Consider the following 23223-nt stretch of genomic DNA (forward strand, 5'->3'; position numbering starts at 1 on the left):
AACTTAACCTATGAAGTTATCAAAATATATAAGTATTGCCATAGTCATATTGAGTGTCTCTACTGCCTTTGCGCAGCAATTACCTCAGTTTACGCAATACATGTTTAATACTATTTCTATTAATCCTGCTTATGCTGGTAGCAGAGAAACACTAAGTGTAGTTGGTTTGCATAGAAGCCAATGGGTAGGATTAAAAGGTGGGCCAGAAACCCAAACCTTATCTGTCCATGCACCAATGAGAAACGAAAAAATGGGTTTAGGTATCTCATTTATTAATGACAAATTAGGCTATGAAAACTTCTCGTATTTATATGCAGATTATTCATACACCATCAAAACAAGTGAAAATACCAAATTAGCTTTTGGTATTAAGGGTGGTTTTACGCATTATACTTTAGATGAAGAGTTATTAAACGATCCATCTGTGACCAATGACCCTTTCTTTAATGATGTTTCTAATCGTTGGAGTCCTAATGTTGGTGGTGGATTGTACTTGCATTCACAGCGTTGGTATGTTGGACTTTCTGCTCCTAGAATACTAAATACGGATTACAATAAGGGGCGTCAAGGGACTCTAGATTATATTGCCTTAGAGCGTATTAGTTACTATTTAACTGGTGGTTATGTGTTTAACTTAAGTGAAACAACCAAGCTAAAACCATCTGTTTTATTAAAAGCAACAAATGGTGCGCCACTTTCTTTTGATGTTTCAGCAAACTTTTTGTTCAATGAAACCTTCTGGATTGGTGCTGGTTATAGAGTTGATCAGAATACATCTTCTTTAGGTGCTATTGCTGACTTTCAGGTATCAAAACAATTAAGAATTGGCTATGCCTATGAATTTCCATTCTCAGATCTTAGAGCATATACCAGTGGAACACACGAAATATTATTGATGTTCGAAGTCTTTAAAAGTAAACGAATCAAATCTCCAAGATATTTCTAAAAAGAAACGCATTATGAAGACCAAATTATTAGTCATAACTCTAATTTTAAGCAGTTCGTTATCTTTTGCGCAAACGAAATTAGCAGATAAATTTTTCGAAAACTATTCTTACGAAAAAGCTATTGAACTTTATACAAAAGCACTTTCTAAAGGTGATAATAGTGCACATGTCTTAACACGATTAGGCGATGCATATTACAACAATTCCAAATCCGAAAAAGCAGCTTATTGGTATGGTGAGGCTTTAAAAGAGCACAAAAAGATTGAAGCAGAATACTTATATAAGCATATTCAATCATTAAGAAGTATCGGTAACTACAAAGAAGCTGATAAATGGTTTAAGGAGTTAAGCGCTGTTCAAGAAGGCGATAGCAGGTTAAAAGGCTATAATCCTGATGAAGTCGATTTATATAGTAAGTTAACTGCAGAAAGCGATATCATTGTAACTATAGAAAATTTACCTTTCAATTCAGAAAATTCAGACTTTGGATCTTATGTAGTCGATAACAAACTCTACTTTGCTTCTGCTAGAGGTCATGGTAAAAAAGTATACAATTGGAATAAAGAGCCATTCTTAGATTTATTTGAAGTTAATATTATCGATAATAATGAATTTTTGACTTTTGATTCTCCTAATGAAATTAAAGCCAAAAATGTTAATACTGATTATCACGAGGCATCAATTGCCATTACTAATGATGGAAAAACCCTCTATTTTACAAGGGATAACATAAACAAGCGCAATAGGCTTCAATATGATAAAGACGGTACCACACATCTCAAAATTTATAAAGCAACTTTAGTTAATAATCAGTGGACAAATGTTGTAGAACTTCCATTTAATGATGAGGTATTCTCTACAGGACATCCAACATTGAGTGTAGATAATGAAACATTATACTTTGTATCAGATCGCGAAGGGGGCTTAGGACAAACCGATATATATTCGGTGGCTATTTATGGTAATGGCTATTATGGCGAACCTATAAATCTTGGCGAAAAAATTAATACAGAAGGCCGAGAAATGTTTCCTTTTGTTAGTCAAGATAGTACCTTATATTTTTCTTCTGATGGTTATTTAAATTTAGGATTATTAGATATATTTAAATCAAACATCTTAAAAGATGACAACTCTGAACCAAAAAATTTAGGTGCTCCATACAACAGCGGTTATGACGATTTTGCATTCTTTGCAGATTCAACTGGTCAAAAAGGGTATTTCTCTTCTAATAGACCAGAAGGTAAAGGTGGTGATGATATATATAGTTTTAATGCTATATTATGCAAACAACATGTAAAAGGAGTTGTGAAAGATGATCGATCTGATATAGAATTACCAGATGTAACCGTTAGATTAATTGACGAAACAGGTATGGTAGTTCAAGAAGTAATAACTGGAGATGACGGCACATATTATTTTGAGATTGATTGTAATAAAACATATACTATAGTTGGGAGTAAACCAGATTACAAAGACGACCAAAAAACACTCAAAATCGCCTATGATAATGAAAAGGAACATATAGTTGACTTATCCTTAATTCCATTAATTACTGATAACCAAATTGTGATTAATCCAATATTCTTTGATTTTGATAAATCAAATATTAGAACTGACGCACAATTTGAGTTAGAGAATATTGTAGATGTTCTGAGAAAACATATGGATATGGAGATTAAAATTGAATCACACACAGATAGCAGAGGTCGCGATAAGTATAATATGAAATTATCTGATAGACGTGCAAAATCAACAAGAGATTATCTTATTTCTAGAGGTATCGATGCAAATAGAATAGAAAGTGCTATTGGTTATGGCGAAACCAAACTATTAAACAAATGTGGGAACCGCGTAAAATGTACTGAAGAAGAACATCAAATTAATCGTCGTTCTTACTTCTATATAGTGAGTGAATTTTAACCCATTCGAATAGTACTAATTACAGAAGGCAAGCTCTAAGAGCTTGCTTTTTTTGTATTATCTTTATTCTCAGCTGACTTCAAATTAAAAATAGAACCGACAAAAAATATAAAGAATAAGCTTAAAAGTGTGAAAATCGTAGCAATTTTATACCAAGCCAATCTTCCACCAATTAAAGATGGCATTCAGAAACCAATGAAGCCAGGTGGATATTCCGATAGTGGAGCAGACATCGCTTGTGAATTGATGAAATATAACATTTCAATAGTTACACCTTCTGAAAACCCAGATATTTACAACGATTTTGATTGGGTGTTTCCTGATACTAAACAAGGAATACAAAACGCTATAGATAAAGGGGCAAATACATTTTGGCTAAATACAATTTTATACCAAGATCACATTATAGAAAGTTTCTTTGGACGAGAAATTCAATTTGTCGGACAAATACCAAGACTAGTAGATGCCTACGATGATAAATACTTTACAAATGAACTTTTGAGAAAAAACGAAATTCCCATACCCAAAACCAATTTAATTTCAATCGATAATAGGACAGATTACGCATTAGATATCCCTTTTCCTTTAGTAGTTAAACCTATAAGAGGACGTGGCAGCCAAGGTGTGTCATTGGTTAAAAATATAAAAGAATTAGACAGCAAACTAAATGAAATATTCTCTGATAAAATCTACGGAAATAAGGTATATGTTGAACAATTTTTAAGTGGACAAGAAATAACGGTTACGGTAATGCCTTCAGGCACTTATTTAATTAATAATCAAAAAAGAATTTTTAAAAAACCTTGGAGTCTTCCTGCTGTAAAAAGATTTAACCATATAGATGGAATTGCACCTTATAATGGTATAGTCGCTGTAATGGCAAACAGTTCAGTTCTTGGTGATGGTGAACTAAATTCTAAGGCTATCATTGATGTTGGTAACCATTGTGAAAAAGCAGCTGAATTATTAAATATTAAAGCACCTATAAGAATAGATTGTCGTGCAGACGAAAATGGAAATTACTTTTTGTTTGATTTGAATATGAAACCAAATATGACTGGACCTTCCAGAGTACATAGAGAAAATCAAGATAGTTTAACTTTATTAGCGGCAAGAAAAATTGGATGGAATTATATAAACTTATTGAAGAATATGCTTATGCAAACTTGGAGTCTATAGATACTGGTGATTAAATAAAAAAAGCCACAAAAATTGTGACTCTTGCAAGCTTTGAATACATGTTAAAGCACTTCTATCTTTTTATAAAAATATTGGTAAAATACCATTTACCTGCTTCATTTTGTTCGGCAGAGATATCAAAATCTGTATAGTTACCTTCAATATTGTCTCTATGACTTGGGCTATTTATCCAGGCATTAACTACTGCCTGAGCAGAATTGAAGCCATAAGCTACATTTTCGGAAACAATATTTGCATCTGCATTATCCTGTAAACTCTGCTTTCTTTGAAAGAAGTTATCGTGAGATACGTTATTTACTTCTATCATATAATCTGTATGTGTATAAGCAACAGCCTTTACGGTATTATGCTGATTTAATGCACTTAAGCCTTCACCAATCCTATGAGCATTGATAAGTTCTATAATCTCGATTTCTATTTGTTTGGCTTGAGGAGTAATAGGTACTTCTATTGAACTTATTGCGTCTTCTGCTACAGTATCTGTTGAGCAAGATGTAAAGCTTAAGACAGCAACAATAGCCAAAAACGGCAAGAGTTTTGTCGGTTTCATAAGTAGGTTATTAGGTTTGGATTACTAAATTAAGCACCTACTTATTAAATAAAAAAAAAACTATACAAATTCGATGAAATACATGTATTTTATCGATTTTTAATGCAAATCATCGATAAAACGTAGTTATAAAAGTAAAAAAGTGTATTTCAGCGGTAAAAAATAATGTTTTGTCGATAAAACCTAAATAAGAATCAAGGTGATAATCGTTCTATCTTCCAATTAAAATCTTCTTGAAGTTGATAACGAATTCTATCATGTAATCTATTAGGTCTACCTTGCCAGAATTCAATTTCAACAGGTCTCACCATATAGCCTCCCCAATGTTTAGGACGCTCAATATCTTTACCTTCATATTTTGTCTCTAAAGCTTTTAGATTCGCTTCAAGTACTGCTCTATCTTTTAAAACTTCGCTTTGATTAGAAACAATAGCACCAAGTTGACTACCACGAGGTCTTGATTCAAAATAGCCATCACTTAAGTTTTCTGCAATTTTTTCGGCTGTACCCTTTATAATGATTTGTCGTTCGGCTGCATGCCAAAAGAAAGATAAACACACATTAGGATTATCTTCAATAGCTTTTCCTTTTTCACTATTGTAATTCGTGTAAAAAATAAAACCTTCGTAAGTGTATTTTTTTAATAGCACTACTCTATTCTTTGGGTAACCATCCATACCTATTGTAGAAATGGTCATAGCATTAGTTTCGTCTATATTAAAATGCGTATCTACCTCTATAAACCAATCACGAAAAAGTTCAATCGGATTATCTGGTACATTATTAAGTAATAATTCCCCTTTTTCGTAAGATTTTCTGTAGTTGCTTAAGTCCTTTTCCATGTTGGGACCAAGATACTTCAATTTTTCATATCGTTAAAAAAAAGCTTACATTTAGAAAAAAACAAATGCGCTTTGAAGAATCCTCCTTCTCAAAAACTTTAAATTATGAAAAAGTCATTTTGGATATTGGCTCATATTACTTACTAGATAATTTTTTTATTATGGAAGTTAATGAAGGCGAACATTTTGACTGGAAAGAATTAAATAAAGTCATAACCATTTTAAGAGACCATTATGGCTTTCATAAAACTGTAGCTTATATAGCAAATAGAGTTAATTCCTATTCTATAGACCCATTACTTTGGTCGTATTTTGACAAAGATGACAGTATTTTAATTGCTGCATCAATTGTTAGTTATAGAGATACTACTTTTTTAAGTGCTAATATTGAAAAACAAATGGCTTCTATACCAATGAAAAGGGCATCTAGTCTAGGTGAAGCAATTGATTGGGTAAAGCAATTAGATGAATTGAATTAAAATTCAAAAGTCTTTCCATCTTTTGCTAATAATACGTTATCAAAAACTGTTTCTGCCTCTGATTTAAACTCATCATACCCATTATATCGCGTAGAAAAATGCCCAAGAATTAGAGTTTCTACATTTGCTTTTTTTGCGATTGCAGCTGCTTGTTTAGCGGTACTATGCTTAGTTGATTTACACAATGCTTCATTTTTGTCTAAAAACGTAGATTCGTGATAAAGTAAAGTTGCATTTTCTATAAGCGGAATAATACGTTCATCATAAGCCGTATCACTACAAAAAGCATAGCTTTTTGATGGCACAGGATCTTTAGTTACTTTTTCGTTACTTATTAAAAACCCGTCTTCATTTTCTACATCAAATCCCTGTTTTAGTTTTCTAAAATAGGCCACATTAATATTGGCTTCTCTTACTGCGTTAATATCTATCTTTCTCTCATTTTCTTTTTCCTTAAATAAAAAACCATTGGTATAAACTCTATGATCTAAAGGAATGGTATGCACTTCCACTTTATCATCTTCGTAGATAAGTTCTGATTCTTTTGAAGTCAATTCATGAAAAATCAACGGATATTTAGTCCAACCATTAGATAATTTCATTTGTAGTGTTATGACTTCCTTTAATCCCTTTGGTGCATATATATGCAATTCCGTTTCTCGTGTTAAAAGACTAAATGTATTTACCAGACCTACTAAACCAAAGTAATGGTCTCCATGAAGGTGTGAAATAAAAATGTGCTTAATCCTTGAAAACTTAATCTTATTACGTCTTAATTCTACTTGAGTACCTTCCCCACAATCTATAAGAAACATATGGTTCTTAATTTCTAAAACCTGAGACGTAGGATTGGTATTAATTCGCGGAGTGGCACTGTGACAGCCTAGGATTGTTAATTTCATGTATTAAAACCCTAAATCGCGTTCTATATCTTCCATTTCAATGATATCAAAAGCTTCTTGCATGGTTGGCACGACAACTATTTCATCTGGCATTTCGTCTAGATTTACTTTATCAGATACAATTACAAATGATTTTTTATCTTCTCTATGGCTATTAGATAACCTTAAAAATTCTATAACATCTTGTAATGTAATTTTATCTATACTCGATAAATTTACAATCAAATGGTAGTTTTTATAGGTATTATAAGATTGTTCAATATTATAGACCAATGTTTTTACCGATGCTTTCTCCTGAGTAATTATAGTAATATTACCGTCTCTATCTACAATCATAACCTATTGTTTTATTTTAGCAGCAAGTAAGTAAATGACAGCCATTCTTACCGCTACACCATTCTCCACTTGATTTAAAATAATAGCCTGTTTAGAATCCGCAACATCACTAGTAATTTCTACACCACGATTTATCGGCCCTGGATGCATTATTACAATATCTTTGTCTAAGCTGTCGAGTAGCTCTTTATTAACACCAAATTGTTGCGTATATTCTCTTGTAGAAGGAAAATAACTAATGTCCATACGTTCATTCTGAACTCTTAGCATATTAGCCACATCACACCATTCTAAAGCTTTTTTGAGATTAGTTTCTACCTTTACTCCTAAGTCTTTGATGTATTTTGGAAGTAAAGTTTTAGGTCCACATACCATGACGTTTGCACCTTGTAATTGTAAAGCATAGATGTTTGAAAGCGCTACTCTACTGTGCAAAATATCACCTACAATCACGACATTCTTTCCTTTTACACTGCCAAGTTTTTCTCTAATGGAATAGGAATCTAATAGTGCTTGCGTAGGATGCTCATGAGCTCCATCACCAGCATTTATAATACTTGCATTAACATGTTTTGACAAAAATACTCCAGCACCAGGATTAGGATGACGCATTACCACCATATCTACTTTCATAGATAAAATATTATTGACTGTATCTATAAGAGTTTCTCCTTTTTTTACTGAAGATTGGGACGCCGAAAAATTAATCACATCTGCCGACAATCGTTTTTCCGCTAGTTCAAAAGATAATTTGGTGCGTGTAGAATTTTCAAAAAATAAATTGGCAATAGTAATGTCTCTAAGAGAAGGTACTTTTTTAATAGGTCTATTAATAACCTCTTTAAACTGATCGGCAGTTTCAAAAATAAGTTCTATATCTTGTTTGGTAAGATACTTTATTCCTAATAAGTGATTGACACTTAATTCACTCATAATTTCAGTGTTCTATTTATCAATTAAATACACGACATCTTCACCTTCATTCTCTACCCATTTTACTTTGACCTTTTGATTATCAATCGCATCTACTTGTCTGCCTTTATAATTAGGTTGAATTGGTAAATGTCTACTAAAACGCCTATCTATTAAGGTTAACAGCTCAATATTTTTTGGTCTCCCAAAAGACTGAATAGCTGTAAGAGCAGATCTTATACTACGGCCTGTATATAAAACATCATCAATAAAAACGACATTTTTATTTTCTACTATAAAATCAATCTCTGTGGTATTCGCTTCTAAAGGCTTTTCGCCTCGTCTAAAATCGTCTCTGAAAAAAGTGATATCTAATTGACCGAGTTGAACATTCTTAATATTGTACTCTTCTTTCAGCATCTGAGCTAAACGGTCAGCTAAAAAACGTCCTCTTGGTTGGATACCAATTAAAGCTGTTTCAGAAAAATCATCGTGGTTTTCAATAAGCTGGCAAGCCAATCTATGTAGAGTGATATTGACTTCTTTAGAGTTAAGTAGTACTTTTTGACTCATTTGGTTTCCATACTTGCTGGTAGGCAAAGTTAAGTTAAAAATTTTGAAGTTAAAATGGAAGTCACCAACTATTTAATGAAAATAAAAAACCTCCCGAAAATCGAGAGGCTTTATAATATAGATTAATGAGATTCCTTTTTTCAAAGGAATTTGAGAATTACTTTTTCCCGTCCATTTTATCTTTAAGTGCTTGTAAAGCATCATTTGCATCACCAAGAGTTGGTTTAGCTTCTGCCGCTTGAGCTTCCTGTTTTCTAACAGCTTTCTTAACGATTTTAGCTTCTTCTTCTCTAAATACTGCTGTATGAGATGCTACAACACGCTTGAATTCTTTATTAAATTCAATGATCTTGAATTCTGCTTCTTCACCTTTACCAAGTTTAGAACCATCTTCTTTTTCTAAATGACGTTGCGGTATAAATGCCGTAATGTCTTCGTTAAAATCGATAGTTGCTCCTTTATCTACCATTTCTGTAATGGCAGCCTTGTGCGTTGTGCCTAAAGCAAATTCAGTTTCGTACTTGTCCCAAGGGTTTTCAGTAGTCTGTTTGTGACCTAAAGATAATTTACGTCCTTCTACATCTAACTCTAATACAACTACATCTAAGTTATCACCTACATTACAGAATTCAGATGGATGCTTAATTTTCTTCGTCCAAGATAAATCTGAGATATAAATTAATCCGTCGATACCTTCTTCTAATTCAACAAAAACACCAAAGTTTGTAAAGTTACGTACAATACCTGTGTGCTTAGAACCTACAGGATATTTCTTAGTAATATCTGTCCATGGGTCTGGTGTTAATTGCTTAATACCAAGAGACATTTTACGATCTTCTCTATCTAAAGTTAAGATAACAGCATCAATTTCATCTCCTACAGATACAAAATCTTGAGCTGAACGCAAATGTGTTGACCAAGACATTTCACTTACGTGAACTAATCCTTCAACACCTTCTTCTACTTCAACAAAAGCACCGTAATCTGCAATAACTACAACCTTACCTTTTACTTTATCTCCAACTTTAACCTCTTCACCTAAAGCTTCCCAAGGATGCTTAGATAATTGCTTAAGACCTAACTGGATTCTTGATTTGTTTTCATCAAAATCAAGGATTACAACATTTAACTTCTGATCTAAATCAACAATCTCATTTGGATGGTTGATACGAGACCAAGATAAATCTGTAATATGAACTAAACCATCTACACCACCTAAATCGATAAACACACCATAAGAAGTAATATTTTTTACTATACCTTCTAATACTTGTCCTTTTTCTAGTTGACCAATGATTTCTTTCTTTTGTTCTTCTATATCAGCTTCAATTAAAGCTTTATGAGAAACGACTATGTTTTTGAATTCGTGGTTGATTTTCACAACTTTAAATTCCATAGTTTTATTGACGTACTGATCGTAATCTCTAATAGGCTTCACATCGATTTGAGAACCTGGTAAGAACGCTTCTATACCAAATACATCTACAATCATACCACCTTTAGTTCTGCATTTTACAAAACCATTTACGATTTCGCCAGTATCATGTGCATTGTTTACACGATCCCAAGCTTTGATTACTCTAGCTTTTCTGTGTGATAGTACTAATTGACCTGTTGCATCTTCGCGCACATCAATTAATACTTCTACTTTGTCACCAACTTTTAAATCTGGATTGTAACGAAACTCGTTAAGAGAAATTACACCTTCAGATTTTGCGTTAATGTCAATAATTGCATCACGATCTGTAATAGTAATTACAGTACCTTCTACAACTTCGTCATCTAAAGTGTCAACGAAATTTTCTGATACTAATTTTTCGAATTCTTCTAATTTTTTGTCCGCTACTTGCTCAATTCCTTCTTCGTAATTGTGCCAATCGAACTCTTTTAAGAATTTTTCTGGATTTGCTTGAGCTTCAGATACTACAGGAGCTTCTACTGTTACTGCTTCAGTTGCTTCTACTGCTACCTCAGCCTTTTTTGTTTTCTTTTCAGCCATTGCTGATTAAACTTTGTATTCTGTAAATTTTGAAAGATTAGCGAAAACCTACAGAAGTTATTAATTATTTTGTTTTTTCCTTTTCTACTTTCTAAACCTCGCCAAAAAGGTGTGCAAAAATACTATATATTTTACTTATAACCAAACATTTAATAACGTGACTTTACCTTATACTTTGTGTCTTATAAATACAATACCAAAATGATGGTCATAATTTTAAATTTTGGCATATAAATTGGTATATTTACAATACTTATTAATAATTAAAAACAATTTAGAATTATGGTTAGAGCTAAATACCAAGGAGTATTAGACTTAGGCGAGAAATTAAACATTCAAAATGGTGATGTTAGTGAAGAAAACGGCGTACTTAAAGTAACAGGTACAGCTGCAACACAATATGAGAAGAACTTACTTTGGGATGCTATTAAAGTAGCAGGTGGAGATAATCCAGCTGATATTAAGGCAAACATTTCAGTTGCTGATGAATCTGTATATGCTAGACACACCGTTGCTTCAGGTGAAACTTTAGGGAAAATTGCGAAGCACTATTATGGTGATGCAATGAAGTATAAAGAAATTTTTGCAGCCAACACGGATATTCTTAAGAATCCGGATATGATCCATCCAGATCAAGAATTAATCATTCCTAATCTATAACAGGAAGATTTTAGACATTAAAAAAAGCGACCAAATGGTCGCTTTTTTATTTAGATATATTGTGACTAGCTAGGTTTAGAATAGTATCAAGTTGTTCTTCAATTGTCAAATCAGAATTATCAATCTCTATAGCATCTTCAGCTTTTACCAAAGGTGAATCTTCTCTTGTAGAATCTATACGATCTCTTGTCGTTACATTGTCTAAAACATCATCATAACTTAAAATATGCCCACGTTCTGTTAATTCATTATAACGTCGCTTAGCTCTAGTTTTTGCTGAGGCTGTCATAAAAATTTTTAATTCAGCATCGGGAAAAACTACTGTTCCAATATCGCGTCCATCCATAACAATGCCTTTATCTTTTCCCATGAGTTGCTGTTGCTCAACTAACTTTCTTCTTACTTCAGATAAGGTTGCTACAGGACTCACAAATTGAGAAACTCTAAGCGTTCTAATATCAGATTCAATATTTTTACCATTTAAGTAAACTTCAGCAAAGCCTTTAATATCATTAAACTTAAATGTAATGGTAATTTCATCTAAATTATCAATTAACTTTTCAGAATGAAAAAAATCATCACCAATAAAATTATGTTCTAAAGCGAAATACGTTACAGCTCTATACATCGCTCCTGTATCTACATAAATATAGTTAAGCTTATTAGCCAATTTTTTGGCAATGGTGCTTTTTCCTGTTGAAGAAAATCCGTCTATGGCTATAACAATTTTGTTCATTTTATGTTGAATTTATTTCAATAACTAATTTATCTTAAATCTATTTGAAGTCCAAAGAAACTCGTATTTGAAGCACTCGTATATCTGGCATGTGTATAGCTAAATCGCATTTTATTTAATTTAATACCTACACCCACAGAAAGTCCTGAGAAATTTCTTTGGTCTACAATTCGTAATTCTTCTGCGCGCCTAAAGTTATAACCTAATCTTACATTAAAACCACCTTCTGGAAATAATTCTGCCCCTAAAATTAAATGACGCAATCCTTTATTAAAAAAGCTAAGCTCTTCTTGGGTTTGATTACCATCTAAATCTATTGTTGCTCTGGCAGGATTAGAAACACCTATCGGCCATTTCTGTAAATTCTCTAGGGTAAGATGCCAGCGTATTGGCACATGTTCTAAGGTTTGAGACACACCAAAATTAACTTCAAAAGGTAAGGGCTCGTTTTGACCTGCGTAAGTTGTAAACTGAGTTCCTATGTTTCTAACCGTAAGTGCAGCATGTAAATCTAATTCTTCATTGATATACATAGCACCAAAATCTATTGCTCCACCAATTGAATTATATTGTTCTAATGCAGATGTTATAATCTTTAAGTTTGCTCCTATATAAAAATCTGTGAATGGAATATTATAATTATAGCCAGCAGATATTGCAGCTTCGTTTCCTTTAAAAGTTCCTGTAGAATTACCATTTATGTCATAGCCATCAAATGAGCCATAATTAATGTAATTAACACCAAAGTGAAAGGTTTGCACATGTCTATCCCAAGTGTAAGCATAGGCTGCGCTTCCATAGGTGATGCCTCCTAAATAGTTAGAAATATTAACGGCCAATTGATTATTCATTTGGTAATTAATAGAAGCAGGATTATAAAGTGCTTCCGTGACATCATGATCGAAATTAGTAATAATTTTCCCACCTAATGCCGCTTGTCTTGGAGAGGATACTAAATTAAGAAATTGATAAGTAGATTCACCACCCAATTGCGCAAACAATGGCAATGCCAAGAGCATAAAAAATGGGGTAACAATCTTTCTCGTCATAGATTTTGCAATATTATATATTTTTTCTCTTATAATTACTGTTATAAAACGCCCTTTTTTCCTTTTTACTTCAATAAAAAAATAAAACGTAACTAATAGCTATGCTTTATTTTTTTAAGTTTCGTCTAAAGCAAAAAATCATCATTTTCTTTCACAATAATTATAAGAGAAAAATATATGACTAAATCTATCTTAAAACGATGATATGATTTTTTTATTTTTTGAGAGGTCTTCTTTTCTATTTTAGCTTCAATTTCTGACCTACTTTTATAAGATTACTAGTTAATCCATTTAGTTGCTTTATGATATCAACTGAAGTTCCATTTTTCGATGCAATACTGAATAACGTATCACCTGCAGAAACTGTCCAAACTGACGAGCTATTACGATCGTCCGTTGAACCAAATTCGGTAATGCGAAGTTTTTGACCTACATAAATCAGATTAGAATTTAGATTATTGATACTTTTTAATTGATTTACACTTAGATTGTAGCGCCTTGCTAAACCAAATAAAGTATCGTCTTTCTCAACCATATAAAAGTTTGAACTATTATTATTTGAATAGCTTTCATAAGATGCATTGGCATCTTTTTGTGAAGCTAAATTTATATGAACATCTAAATTCTTAACTCGGAGTCTTTGTCCTGTATCGATAAGTGTAGTTTCTAAATTATTTGCACGTTTTAACTCTGTTAAAGACACATTGTACATCTTAGATAAATCAAATAAAGTCTCATTTTCTTTTACTATATGAAAATCTGTACCAACCTCAGTATTTCTAGTCTCTGATGTTGACTCAGAATGTGTAGTTGGTGTTTCAGCAGGCTTTGCTAAATCGTTTTTAGAATTTGAATTCTTCATCGCCTTAGCTCTAGCTTCTGATTGGGCCACAAAATCATCAAATTTTACTGGACTTTTTTTATCCTTCGGATTTACAAACGTAATTTCGCCTGTTGCTATATTAAGTTTTGCAGGCTTTCCATCTAAAATAACTTCTTTATACTCAACCTTTTTATCTGTTTTATCTTGCGCAAAAGCACCTAAACTAGTTAACGCCAAAGCAATAATAGATAAAATTAATTTACAATTTCTTTGCATTTTTCACTTTTTGATTGGTTAAGGCGAGTTTTAAAACATCGCTCATATCCGTTACATAATGAAAAGTAAGTCCTTTGAGGTATTCGGGTTTTATTTCGTCTATATCTCTTCTGTTATCTTCACACAATAAGATTTCTTTTATTCGTGCGCGCTTAGCAGCTAAGATTTTTTCTTTTATTCCACCAACTGGTAACACTTTACCACGCAATGTAATTTCGCCTGTCATGGCCAAGCTCTTTTTAACTTTTCGCTGTGTAAACAAAGATACTAAACTCGTTAACATAGTTACACCAGCACTTGGTCCATCTTTTGGAGTCGCTCCTTCTGGTACATGAATATGCACATTATATTTATCGAAAATTTCTGGGTTTAAGTCAAATTCATCTGCATTGGCTTTAATATACTCCATAGCAATCGTTGCAGATTCCTTCATTACTTTTCCTAAGTTACCTGTAATAGTAAGTGTTCCTTTACCTTTAGACAGAATAGATTCAATAAATAAAATATCACCTCCTACTCTAGTCCATGCTAATCCTGTAACTACACCTGCAACATTGTTATTTTCATATTTATCGCGTTCTAGTCTTGGACTTCCTAATATTTCAACAATGTCTTCATTAGAAATTTTGATGTTATAATCTTCTTCCATAGCGATATTCTTGGCTGCATAACGCACAGTTTTAGCAATTTGCTTCTCCAAACCTCTCACCCCAGACTCGCGTGTGTAACCTTCCACAATTTTCTCTAATTGTGGTTTACCCACTTTTAGTGCTTTATTATCTAAACCGTGTTCTTTTAATTGCTTAGGTAATAAATGACGCTTGGCAATTTCAACCTTTTCTTCTATGGTATAGCCAGTCACATTAATGATTTCCATACGATCTCTTAATGCTGGTTGAATCGTATTTAAACTATTCGCTGTAGCCACAAACATAACTTTAGACAAGTCATAACCCATTTCTAAGAAATTGTCATAAAACTCACTGTTTTGTTCTGGATCTAAAACTTCTAACATTGCAGATGATGGGTCACCTTGATTACCAGTAGATAATTTATCTATTTCATCTAATACAAATACAGGATTTGATGTTCCAGCTTTCTTTAAACTTTGTATAATTCGTCCTGGCATAGCACCAATATAGGTTTTTCTGTGTCCTCTGATTTCAGATTCGTCTCGTAATCCACCTAAAGATATTCTCACATACTCTCTACCTAAAGCTTCTGCTATAGACTTCCCTAAAGAGGTTTTACCAACACCTGGAGGTCCATATAAACAAAGTATTGGAGACTTCATATCGTTACGAAGTTTTAATACTGCTAAATACTCTATAATGCGCTTCTTAACATCGTCTAAACCAAAATGGTCGCGATCTAAAATTTTCATCGCTCTTTTTAAGTCAAATTTATCTTGGGTAAATTCATTCCAAGGTAAATCTAAGAACAGATCTAAATAATTACGCTGAATAGAATACTCAGCTACCTGAGGATTCATACGTTGTAACTTAGACAATTCTTTGTCAAAATGTGCTTTTACCTTTTCGTCCCATTTTTTTTCTTTGGCACGCGCTTTCATGTCTTCAATCTCTTCACCAGACGATACTCCACCACCCAATTCTTCTTGTATGGTTTTCATCTGTTGATGCAAGAAATACTCACGTTGCTGTTGGTTCATATCACTTTGAACCTTATTCTGAATATCGTTTTTAAGCTCTAGCTTTTGATATTCCATGTTCATAAACTTCAAGGTTTGAAGTGCACGTTCTTTAAGATCATTAATCTTTAAAAGTTTTTGTTTTTCTTCAACCTTTAGGTTCATATTAGAAGACACAAAATTGACCAAAAACGAATTACTCTCAATATTCTTAATAGCAAAAGATGCCTCTGAAGGAATATTAGGACTTTCCTTAATAATATCTAATGAAAGGTCTTTGATAGAATCTATAATTGCCTTAAACTCTTGGTTATCTGGAGCCGGTTTAGCCTCAGGAATATCAGATATTGTCGCTGTTAAATAAGGCTTGTTAGCTATAATTTTGTTAATGGCGAAGCGCTTCTTTCCTTGTATTATAACTGTTGTATTACCATCTGGCATTTTAAGAACTTTCAAAATACGAGCAACAGTTCCTGTTTTGTAAATGTCCTTCGCACTTGGATTTTCAACAGATTCATCTTTCTGAGAAACAACACCTATTACTTTTCCACCTTTATTTGCATCATTAATCAATTTAATTGACGCATCGCGTCCAGCAGTAATTGGAATTACAACACCTGGAAACAATACTGTATTTCTAAGCGGTAGAATGGGTAGTGATTCTGGTAAAGATTCATTATTTATCTGTTCCTCATCCTCAGGAGTCATTAACGGAATTAATTCTGAATTCTCGTCGAAATCCTGAAATGACAAACTGTCAAGGTTTATAAATTTAGATTTTCCCATATATCTTTTTGAGCCATTCTGTCATTTACATTTTCAGAATAGCATATGTTTTAAATGTATTAATAATTAACTTTATATTGACTATCAGATAGTTATAAGATATTCAAAGTTATTCACACTAGTATATTTTCAATTAATATGCCATTACCTTTATAAAAATTAAAAGTTTTTTTATAAAAACTGTAACAGAACATGAAAGCCTTCATCTTTATACTAAAGCAATTGTTTTTTTGACATCAACCAATCAAAATATCGAACAGTTAATATTGCTTTGTAGTTCTGGCAACCAACGTGCACAATTAGAGGTTTACAACAGATACAATAAAGCAATGTATAACACAGCGATTAGAATTGTAAAAGATTCTTTTAAGGCTGAAGACATTATGCAAGAGTCTTTTTTAACGGCATTCACTAAGTTAAAAACGCTAGAGGACTCCAAATTATTTGGAGCATGGTTAAAACGCATTGTTGTAAATAATAGTATTGCGCACTATAACAAAACAATGAAGCAAAATGAAGTACCTCTAGATAATATAACTTACAAAGTTGAAGATGACCAAGGCATTGATGAAAGTAATCATAATAATGAAAAAGTAAAGCAAATAATGCGTGTAATGAAAACATTAAAACCTAATTACAGTTTAGGGTTATCATTACATCTTATAGAAGGCTATGATTACGAAGAAATCTGTAGCATTATGGATATTTCTTATGCAAATTGCAGAACATTAATATCTAGAGCTAAAGAAAGTTTACGAAAAAAACTAGTACAAACCGCTTAATAAAAAGCAACTATGGAAAAAGATACTATAGACGATTTGTTTGATGATCTACAAGGTAAGTTTGATATAAACGAACCAAAACAAGGACATGAGCAACGGTTTTTGGATAAGCTCAAAACTAATGATATTGCTCAGAACGGTACAAAAAGGTCATTTGATTTTAACTGGAAACCTTTTTTAGCTATTGCTGCTTCTTTATTGATTTGTTTTAGTGTGTTTACAACATTACAAAACGAACCGGAAACTTTAGACTTAGCGAATGTATCACCAGAGTTATCTGAAACACAAGATTTTTTCACAGTTACTATTGAAAATGAATTAAAAAAACTTAATGACGAACGTTCGCCTTTAACTGAGCAAATTATTAACGACGCTATAGAGCAAATTCAATTATTAGAAACCGATTACCAAAATTTAAAAACAGATTTAACCGAAAGCGGAAAAGACCAACGTGTTATTTATGCAATGATTTCGAACTTTCAAAGCAGAATAGATATTTTAAATACTGTTTTAGAACAAATAGAAACTATTAAAGAACTAAAAATTAATACTGATGAACCGAAAAATACAATTTAGATTAGCCCTATTACTTTTGTTAATGCCTTTTGTTGTATTAGCAAACACAGAAATAGAAACTGCTAAAACGACCGAAGAGAGAACTATTAAAAAATCATTTAATGTATCTTCTAACGCTACTGTACAAGTGAAGAATAGCTTTGGAAACTTAGATATTATCACTTGGGATGAAAATCGAGTAGAATTTGATATTACGATTAGAATAACCGGCAATAATGCTGAAAAAGTACAAGAACGTCTTGATGGAATTGATGTAGAATTTTCATCTTCTACTAACTTGGTTTCCGCTATAACTGAAATTAGTAAAACTGAAAAAAGTTGGTGGAATTGGGGCAAGAAGGCGAATCTAAAAATGGAAATAGACTATGTCATTAAGATGCCTATGACTAACAATGTAGATCTTAACAATAAATTTGGATCAATTAATTTAGATAAATTAAAAGGCTCTAGTAAAATTAGATGTGATCACGGTAAAATCACTACCAAAGAATTAATGTCTAGTAAGAACGTGATTAATTTTAATCATACAAGAAATTGTTATTTTGAGTATATTAAAGAAGGTGAAATTTCAGCAAACCATAGTGGTTTTACAGTGGCAAAAACTGAAAAAATAACTATTAAAGCCAATCACACACGCTCTATAGTAGAGTTTGCAGAAAACGTTGATTACGATTGTAATCATGGATCTTTAAAAGTTGATAATGTAAACAATTTAGAAGGTGAAGGTAATCACCTTACCTTTAGAATTGGTAATATGTTTAAAAATCTAACTGTAGAAGGTAGCCATGGTTCTTTAAAGATTGATCGCATAGCATCAAAAGCCAATAACATAGATATTGATGTTAAATTTACAAGTATGACTATAGGTTTTGATGCAGCCTTTAATTTTAATTTCGATTTATATTTTGCGCATAGCTCATTAAGAGACTCTGATGATTTTAATTTCACTAACAAAGAAATAAATCATACAAGTAAAAAATACCAAGGTTACTATGGCACTGAGGGTTCAGGAAATATGTTGAAAATCAACTCACAGCATGGAAGTGTGAGTTTCAAAAAACAATAAAAATCATTTAATCAAAAACAAAAATTATGAAACTATTAAAATCAATCACAGTATTAGTATTTCTTTTAAGTACATCTATCTCATTTGCACAATGGAAAAAGATTAAAGGAGATGGTAACATTACTTCAATAACAAGATCAACAAGTTCTTATGACGGTTTAAAAGCGGCAGGATCAATGGATTTTAAATTAGTAAAAGGAACTGAAGGTGATATTACTATAAAAGGAGATGCGAATCTAATGGACTATATTATTACTGAAGTAAAAGATAATAAGCTTATTGTAAAAACTAAAAAAGGATACAACCTTAAATCTACTAAAACTATTGTTGTTACTGTTCCGTACGAGTCAATAAGTTCTGTATCTCTTTCTGGTTCAGGTGATGTTGAAAATTCAGGAACTATAAAAGCAGACGAGTTTAATGTATCATTAGCTGGCTCTGGAGATATTAACCTAAATGTATCTACTCAAAGTATAGAAAGTAGCATTGCTGGTTCTGGTGATATTGAATTAGCAGGTTCTACAACAGATTTAACCACTAAAATAGCTGGTTCTGGTGATTTTAATGGTAAAAGCTTAGAAAGTCTAAATGTTGATGCTAGGATAGCTGGCTCTGGAGATATAGTTGTGGTTTGCAACGGAAAACTTAAAGCAAGAGTTTCAGGTTCTGGAGATGTAACGTATTCAGGTAAACCAACAAATAAAGACACTAAGGTTTCAGGTTCTGGTAGTGTAAGTAACTAAGATTTATAACCCAACCAAAAAAAATGAAAAAAGAGTAAGCTTTGCTTGCTCTTTTTTTATTCTTTATAATATACATATGAGATATCGTGCACAATATTTGGTGATATATTATCTATATTATTAGCAGAGAAACCGTCCGGAATAAATAATGACAAAACATTAGGGCTCTTAAGAAAAGTTATAGTATTACCACCAGTTAATGTTGCAAAAATATTGTTATCAACCCGAACCCAATTGAAACTTATAGCAGTATTTATCTCACTACAAGTCACCATATAATCGACACCATCAGCAGAACCAAAATTGTTAGCATAAGAATAATTAGCTACTGTAGAACGATAAAACTCGCCTGTTCCATCTGCATAAAATTCTACGGTTTCTATTTCATGGCAGTCAATTTCAGCATATATATTAATTGTTTCCAGTTCATCATTATCAATATCTAATTGGCTACTTACCAATATAAAATTTAAAACCCATGTACCCTCAATGGGCACAATATCCTCCGGTATACAATCTCCTAATTGATCTATAATAAGTTGTAAATTCCCATCAACATCTCCACAAATTTCTATCTGGTTCATTAACGCATCTTTATATGCATTGCATATCGCTTCAAAATTCTCTTCTGTGAAATTATTATATGCTTCCTCAGCAATTGTCGTAGTCTCAATCGCTTCTTCGCATGGATCTGCGTCTAATTCACAATTACCTAGTTCATTAATTAGAGTTTGTAACGAACCATCATCACCACAAACTTCAATTTGATATTGCAGAGCATCTCTATAGACGGTGCATAGCGCTTCGAAATTAATATCCTCAGCGGCTAAATAATTATGTCGTGCTGTTTGCGCAGCAGTTATGGCTTCCTCACATAATTCATTAACCATGGTACACTCCGCTAAATCATCAACAGAGGCTTGCAAGATTCCATCCTCATCACCACATGTTTCTATTTGGTTTTCTAAGGCATCTCTATAAGTCTGACATAAGATACTGAAATCTTCATCTGAAGCAAGAGCATAATTTTCTGCTGCAATTACTGAGGCTTTAGTAGCTATTTGACATGAGTCATCTTCAATAATTATTTCGCCTTCATAAGGCTCATTATCGCAATTAACAAAAAATAGGAGTATAAAAAGAAGACGCAATAAGCGTTTTTTTATCATCATAGCGAGATAAAGTTACGTATTATTTTATAATTCTTCTTTGGGAACTCTGAAAAGTAAAATTATTCCTATCAAAAAGAAAACGAATAAAAATAAAATACCATATCGCATAGATTTATATTCAGTTACTATAGCAAAGATTAGCATACCTATAACAATTCCTATTTTTTCAGCTACATCATAAAAACTGAAATAAGAGGTTGTGTCGTCGGTTTCAGGTAGAAATTTAGAATAAGTAGAACGTCCTAAAGACTGAACACCGCCCATTACTAAACCTACTAAACCAGCTGCCACATAAAATTGAACTGGTGTATTCATAAAATACGCATAAACACAAAGGCACATCCATATTCCATTAATGACTATAAGTGTATTGATGTTTCCATATTTTGAAGCAGACCTGGAGGTTAATATAGCACCACCTATGGCTACCAATTGTATTACTAAAATACTCACAACTAAGCCTATAGTTTTTTCATCATCAGAAGACCAAGTAATCTCTTTTTCTCCAAAGTATACAGCCATTAACATAATGGTTTGTACTGCCATACTGAATACAAAAAAAGCATTTAAATAACGTTTTAATCTCAAGTTTTGTTTTAAATCTTCCCATACCGATTTTAACTCTCGAAACCCATTGAAAACAACATCCTTTGTAACCTTATGCTCTGAAGAAACCCCCTTAGGCAATATATAAAATGTGTATTGACTAAATAAAGCCCACCAAATACCAACTGTAATAAAAGAGTAACGCATCATCTCAATTTTATCAGTATTCTCCTCTTGACTCATCACCATAACGAGATTCAAAACTAACAAAAGTACACTTCCTATATAACCCATAGAAAACCCTTTAGCACTAATACTATCTTGCTGCTCTTCAAAAGCGATATCTGGTAAATAAGAATTATAAAACACTAAACTCCCCCAATATCCTATTAAACCCATGAAATAAAACAACAAACTTAAGTGAATAAAACTCAAATTAAACCAATATAATCCTATACATCCGGCGGAACCGACATAACAGAAGAATTTCATAAAATTCTTTTTATTACCAACATAATCAGCTATTCCTGAAAGTAATGGAGATAAAAAAGCAACGACTAAAAATGTGAATGCTGTCACTATAGTAATCAAGGTCTCTTGTTTCATTGTAAAGCCAAAAGCTGACACTAATTCATTTTTTGATTCAAATAATGAAGCGTAAAACAATGGAAAGATTGACGAAGCAATCGTTAATACATAAACAGAATTTGCCCAATCATAAAATGCCCAAGCATTAAGAAGTTTTTTACTTCCCTTTTTAAGTTTGCTCATAAATATTAAAATAAAAAAGCTGCTCTTGTTGAGCAGCTTCTAAAGTAATCAAATATTTATTAATATATTATTAATTTATAGGTCTAAAACTTGTAACACCAAATTTCTTTGCTTCAGATTTAGCCGTAGGTGCTAAGGTTTGTAAATTACTAATTCTTGTGTCATTACTTGGGTGCGTACTTAAAAACTCTGGTGGTGCTTGTCCGCCACTGTTGGCTTTCATGCGCTTCCATAGTTCTGCAGCTTCATCCGGATTATAACCCGCTATTGCCATAAGTATGACGCCAATTTTATCAGCTTCAGTTTCATGACCTCTACTAAAAGGTAACATACCAGCTACGTTAGAAACTACGCCATATGACTGATTAAAAATTCCTAATGCCTGTTGATCGTTTGAAAGTGCGATATTACCAGCAACAGCTAATCCTTGTTGTAAATAAGATGCGCTCATACGTTGTTGACCATGATTTGCCAATGCATGAGCAACTTCATGTCCCATAATAGCAGCTACACCTGTTTCGTTTTGTGCAATTGGAAGAATACCAGTATAAAATGCTATTTTTCCTCCTGGCATACACCAAGCATTAACTTGCTCTGATTGTATAAGTTTATATTCCCACTTGTAATCGTCTAAGTACCCTTGATGACCATTTGCATTTAACCAACGTTCTGCAGCAACTGCAATTCTTTGACCAACACGAGTAATCATGTCAGAATCTTTAGTGCCAGTTATAACATTATTCTCTCCCAATACTTGGTTATATTGTGCAAATGCCATTGGAAATAACTGATCGTTACCAACAAAAGCCATAGTTTTCTTACCCGTAAAAGGGTTTGTAGCACAAGATGAAATAATGGCTATTATAACAAATGATACTAATGTTTTTTTTAAATTCATAGCGAATGGTTTTATAATAATTACTAAA

At 32.5% G+C, this 23223-nt stretch carries 23 protein-coding genes; 9 read left to right on the top strand and 14 right to left on the bottom strand.

The window, feature by feature from the left end:
• Window positions 1–10: 10 nt before the first annotated feature.
• The 3 genes from SJY34_RS05970 (at window position 11) to SJY34_RS05980 (ending at window position 4046) form a co-directional block, all read left to right on the top strand.
• Window positions 11–946 (top strand): type IX secretion system membrane protein PorP/SprF, encoded by a 936-nt coding sequence (locus SJY34_RS05970; RefSeq protein WP_400080002.1) that lies wholly within the window; start codon window positions 11–13, stop codon window positions 944–946.
• A gap of 13 nt (window positions 947–959) precedes the next feature.
• The gene (locus tag SJY34_RS05975) at window positions 960–2867 is read left to right on the top strand and encodes an OmpA family protein (protein ID WP_400080005.1); all 1908 of its coding nucleotides are present in this window, start codon (window positions 960–962) and stop codon (window positions 2865–2867) included.
• Between the two features lie 129 nt (window positions 2868–2996).
• Window positions 2997–4046 (top strand): ATP-grasp domain-containing protein, encoded by a 1050-nt coding sequence (locus SJY34_RS05980; RefSeq protein ID WP_400080007.1) that lies wholly within the window; start codon window positions 2997–2999, stop codon window positions 4044–4046.
• Window positions 4047–4119: 73 nt separating this feature from the next.
• Here the strand turns inward: SJY34_RS05980 and SJY34_RS05985 are convergent, their stop codons facing one another.
• On the bottom strand, window positions 4120–4617 hold the full coding sequence (locus SJY34_RS05985; RefSeq protein WP_400080009.1) for a CAP domain-containing protein: 498 nt from the start codon (window positions 4615–4617) through the stop codon (window positions 4120–4122).
• Between the two features lie 194 nt (window positions 4618–4811).
• Window positions 4812–5459, bottom strand: coding sequence for a pyridoxamine 5'-phosphate oxidase (gene pdxH / locus SJY34_RS05990; protein ID WP_400080011.1), 648 nt, complete (start codon window positions 5457–5459; stop codon window positions 4812–4814).
• A gap of 65 nt (window positions 5460–5524) precedes the next feature.
• On the opposite strand from pdxH, the gene SJY34_RS05995 reads away from it, so the two are divergent.
• A complete protein-coding gene (locus SJY34_RS05995) occupies window positions 5525–5938 on the top strand; it encodes a hypothetical protein (protein WP_400080013.1) in 414 nt (137 codons plus the stop codon).
• Here the strand turns inward: SJY34_RS05995 and SJY34_RS06000 are convergent.
• The 5 genes from SJY34_RS06000 to rpsA form a co-directional block, all read right to left on the bottom strand.
• Entirely contained in the window at window positions 5935–6840 is a 906-nt protein-coding gene (locus tag SJY34_RS06000) for a ribonuclease Z (RefSeq protein ID WP_400080015.1), read from the bottom strand. The genes SJY34_RS05995 and SJY34_RS06000 overlap by 4 nt on opposite strands.
• A gap of 3 nt (window positions 6841–6843) precedes the next feature.
• Entirely contained in the window at window positions 6844–7176 is a 333-nt protein-coding gene (locus SJY34_RS06005; RefSeq protein WP_400080018.1) for a ribonuclease Z, read from the bottom strand.
• Window positions 7177–7179: 3 nt separating this feature from the next.
• Window positions 7180–8109, bottom strand: coding sequence for an aspartate carbamoyltransferase catalytic subunit (locus SJY34_RS06010; protein WP_299124783.1), 930 nt, complete (start codon window positions 8107–8109; stop codon window positions 7180–7182).
• Window positions 8110–8121: 12 nt separating this feature from the next.
• The gene (gene pyrR, locus SJY34_RS06015; RefSeq protein WP_400080021.1) at window positions 8122–8661 is read right to left on the bottom strand and encodes a bifunctional pyr operon transcriptional regulator/uracil phosphoribosyltransferase PyrR; all 540 of its coding nucleotides are present in this window, start codon (window positions 8659–8661) and stop codon (window positions 8122–8124) included.
• A 157-nt stretch (window positions 8662–8818) separates the two neighbouring features.
• Window positions 8819–10660, bottom strand: a complete 1842-nt coding sequence (rpsA, locus tag SJY34_RS06020) for a 30S ribosomal protein S1 (RefSeq protein ID WP_400080024.1) — start codon at window positions 10658–10660, stop codon at window positions 8819–8821.
• A 282-nt stretch (window positions 10661–10942) separates the two neighbouring features.
• Here rpsA and SJY34_RS06025 point away from each other — a divergent pair, with 282 nt between their 5' ends.
• A complete protein-coding gene (locus SJY34_RS06025) occupies window positions 10943–11320 on the top strand; it encodes a LysM peptidoglycan-binding domain-containing protein (RefSeq protein WP_400080027.1) in 378 nt (125 codons plus the stop codon).
• A 46-nt stretch (window positions 11321–11366) separates the two neighbouring features.
• On the opposite strand, the gene cmk is transcribed toward SJY34_RS06025, so the two are convergent.
• The 4 genes from cmk to lon all read right to left on the bottom strand — a co-directional run bounded on the left by cmk (window position 11367) and on the right by lon (window position 16641).
• Window positions 11367–12056 (bottom strand): (d)CMP kinase, encoded by a 690-nt coding sequence (gene cmk / locus SJY34_RS06030; protein ID WP_400080030.1) that lies wholly within the window; start codon window positions 12054–12056, stop codon window positions 11367–11369.
• Window positions 12057–12085: 29 nt separating this feature from the next.
• Window positions 12086–13105 (bottom strand): type IX secretion system protein PorQ, encoded by a 1020-nt coding sequence (gene porQ, locus SJY34_RS06035; protein WP_400080033.1) that lies wholly within the window; start codon window positions 13103–13105, stop codon window positions 12086–12088.
• Between the two features lie 238 nt (window positions 13106–13343).
• Window positions 13344–14204 carry a LysM peptidoglycan-binding domain-containing protein gene (locus tag SJY34_RS06040; protein WP_400080036.1) on the bottom strand — a complete coding sequence of 287 codons (861 nt, stop codon included), beginning with the start codon at window positions 14202–14204 and terminating at the stop codon, window positions 13344–13346.
• Complete coding sequence (lon, locus tag SJY34_RS06045; RefSeq protein WP_400080038.1) at window positions 14188–16641, bottom strand: endopeptidase La; 2454 nt, start codon at window positions 16639–16641, stop codon at window positions 14188–14190. The genes SJY34_RS06040 and lon overlap by 17 nt, the downstream gene beginning before the upstream one ends.
• Window positions 16642–16871: 230 nt before the next feature.
• Between lon and SJY34_RS06050 the strand changes: the two genes are divergently transcribed.
• From SJY34_RS06050 to SJY34_RS06065, 4 genes are read left to right on the top strand one after another with little or no spacing between them, the layout of a single operon-like run.
• Window positions 16872–17423 (top strand): RNA polymerase sigma factor, encoded by a 552-nt coding sequence (locus tag SJY34_RS06050; RefSeq protein ID WP_400080040.1) that lies wholly within the window; start codon window positions 16872–16874, stop codon window positions 17421–17423.
• Between the two features lie 12 nt (window positions 17424–17435).
• Window positions 17436–17999 carry a hypothetical protein gene (locus SJY34_RS06055; RefSeq protein WP_400080043.1) on the top strand — a complete coding sequence of 188 codons (564 nt, stop codon included), beginning with the start codon at window positions 17436–17438 and terminating at the stop codon, window positions 17997–17999.
• A complete protein-coding gene (locus tag SJY34_RS06060) occupies window positions 17977–19065 on the top strand; it encodes a hypothetical protein (RefSeq protein ID WP_400080046.1) in 1089 nt (362 codons plus the stop codon). The genes SJY34_RS06055 and SJY34_RS06060 overlap by 23 nt, the downstream gene beginning before the upstream one ends.
• Window positions 19066–19091: 26 nt before the next feature.
• Complete coding sequence (locus SJY34_RS06065) at window positions 19092–19808, top strand: head GIN domain-containing protein (protein ID WP_400080049.1); 717 nt, start codon at window positions 19092–19094, stop codon at window positions 19806–19808.
• 56 nt (window positions 19809–19864) lie between these two features.
• On the opposite strand, the gene SJY34_RS06070 is transcribed toward SJY34_RS06065, so the two are convergent.
• From SJY34_RS06070 to SJY34_RS06080, 3 genes are all read right to left on the bottom strand, one after another.
• A complete protein-coding gene (locus tag SJY34_RS06070; protein ID WP_400080052.1) occupies window positions 19865–20980 on the bottom strand; it encodes a hypothetical protein in 1116 nt (371 codons plus the stop codon).
• Between the two features lie 24 nt (window positions 20981–21004).
• Window positions 21005–22297 (bottom strand): MFS transporter, encoded by a 1293-nt coding sequence (locus tag SJY34_RS06075; protein ID WP_400080054.1) that lies wholly within the window; start codon window positions 22295–22297, stop codon window positions 21005–21007.
• Between the two features lie 70 nt (window positions 22298–22367).
• Entirely contained in the window at window positions 22368–23195 is an 828-nt protein-coding gene (locus tag SJY34_RS06080) for a M48 family metallopeptidase (RefSeq protein ID WP_400080057.1), read from the bottom strand.
• Between the last annotated feature and the right edge of the window lie 28 nt (window positions 23196–23223).

The sequence above is a fragment of the Winogradskyella sp. R77965 genome (genome assembly GCF_044594915.1).
Classification (GTDB): domain Bacteria; phylum Bacteroidota; class Bacteroidia; order Flavobacteriales; family Flavobacteriaceae; genus Winogradskyella.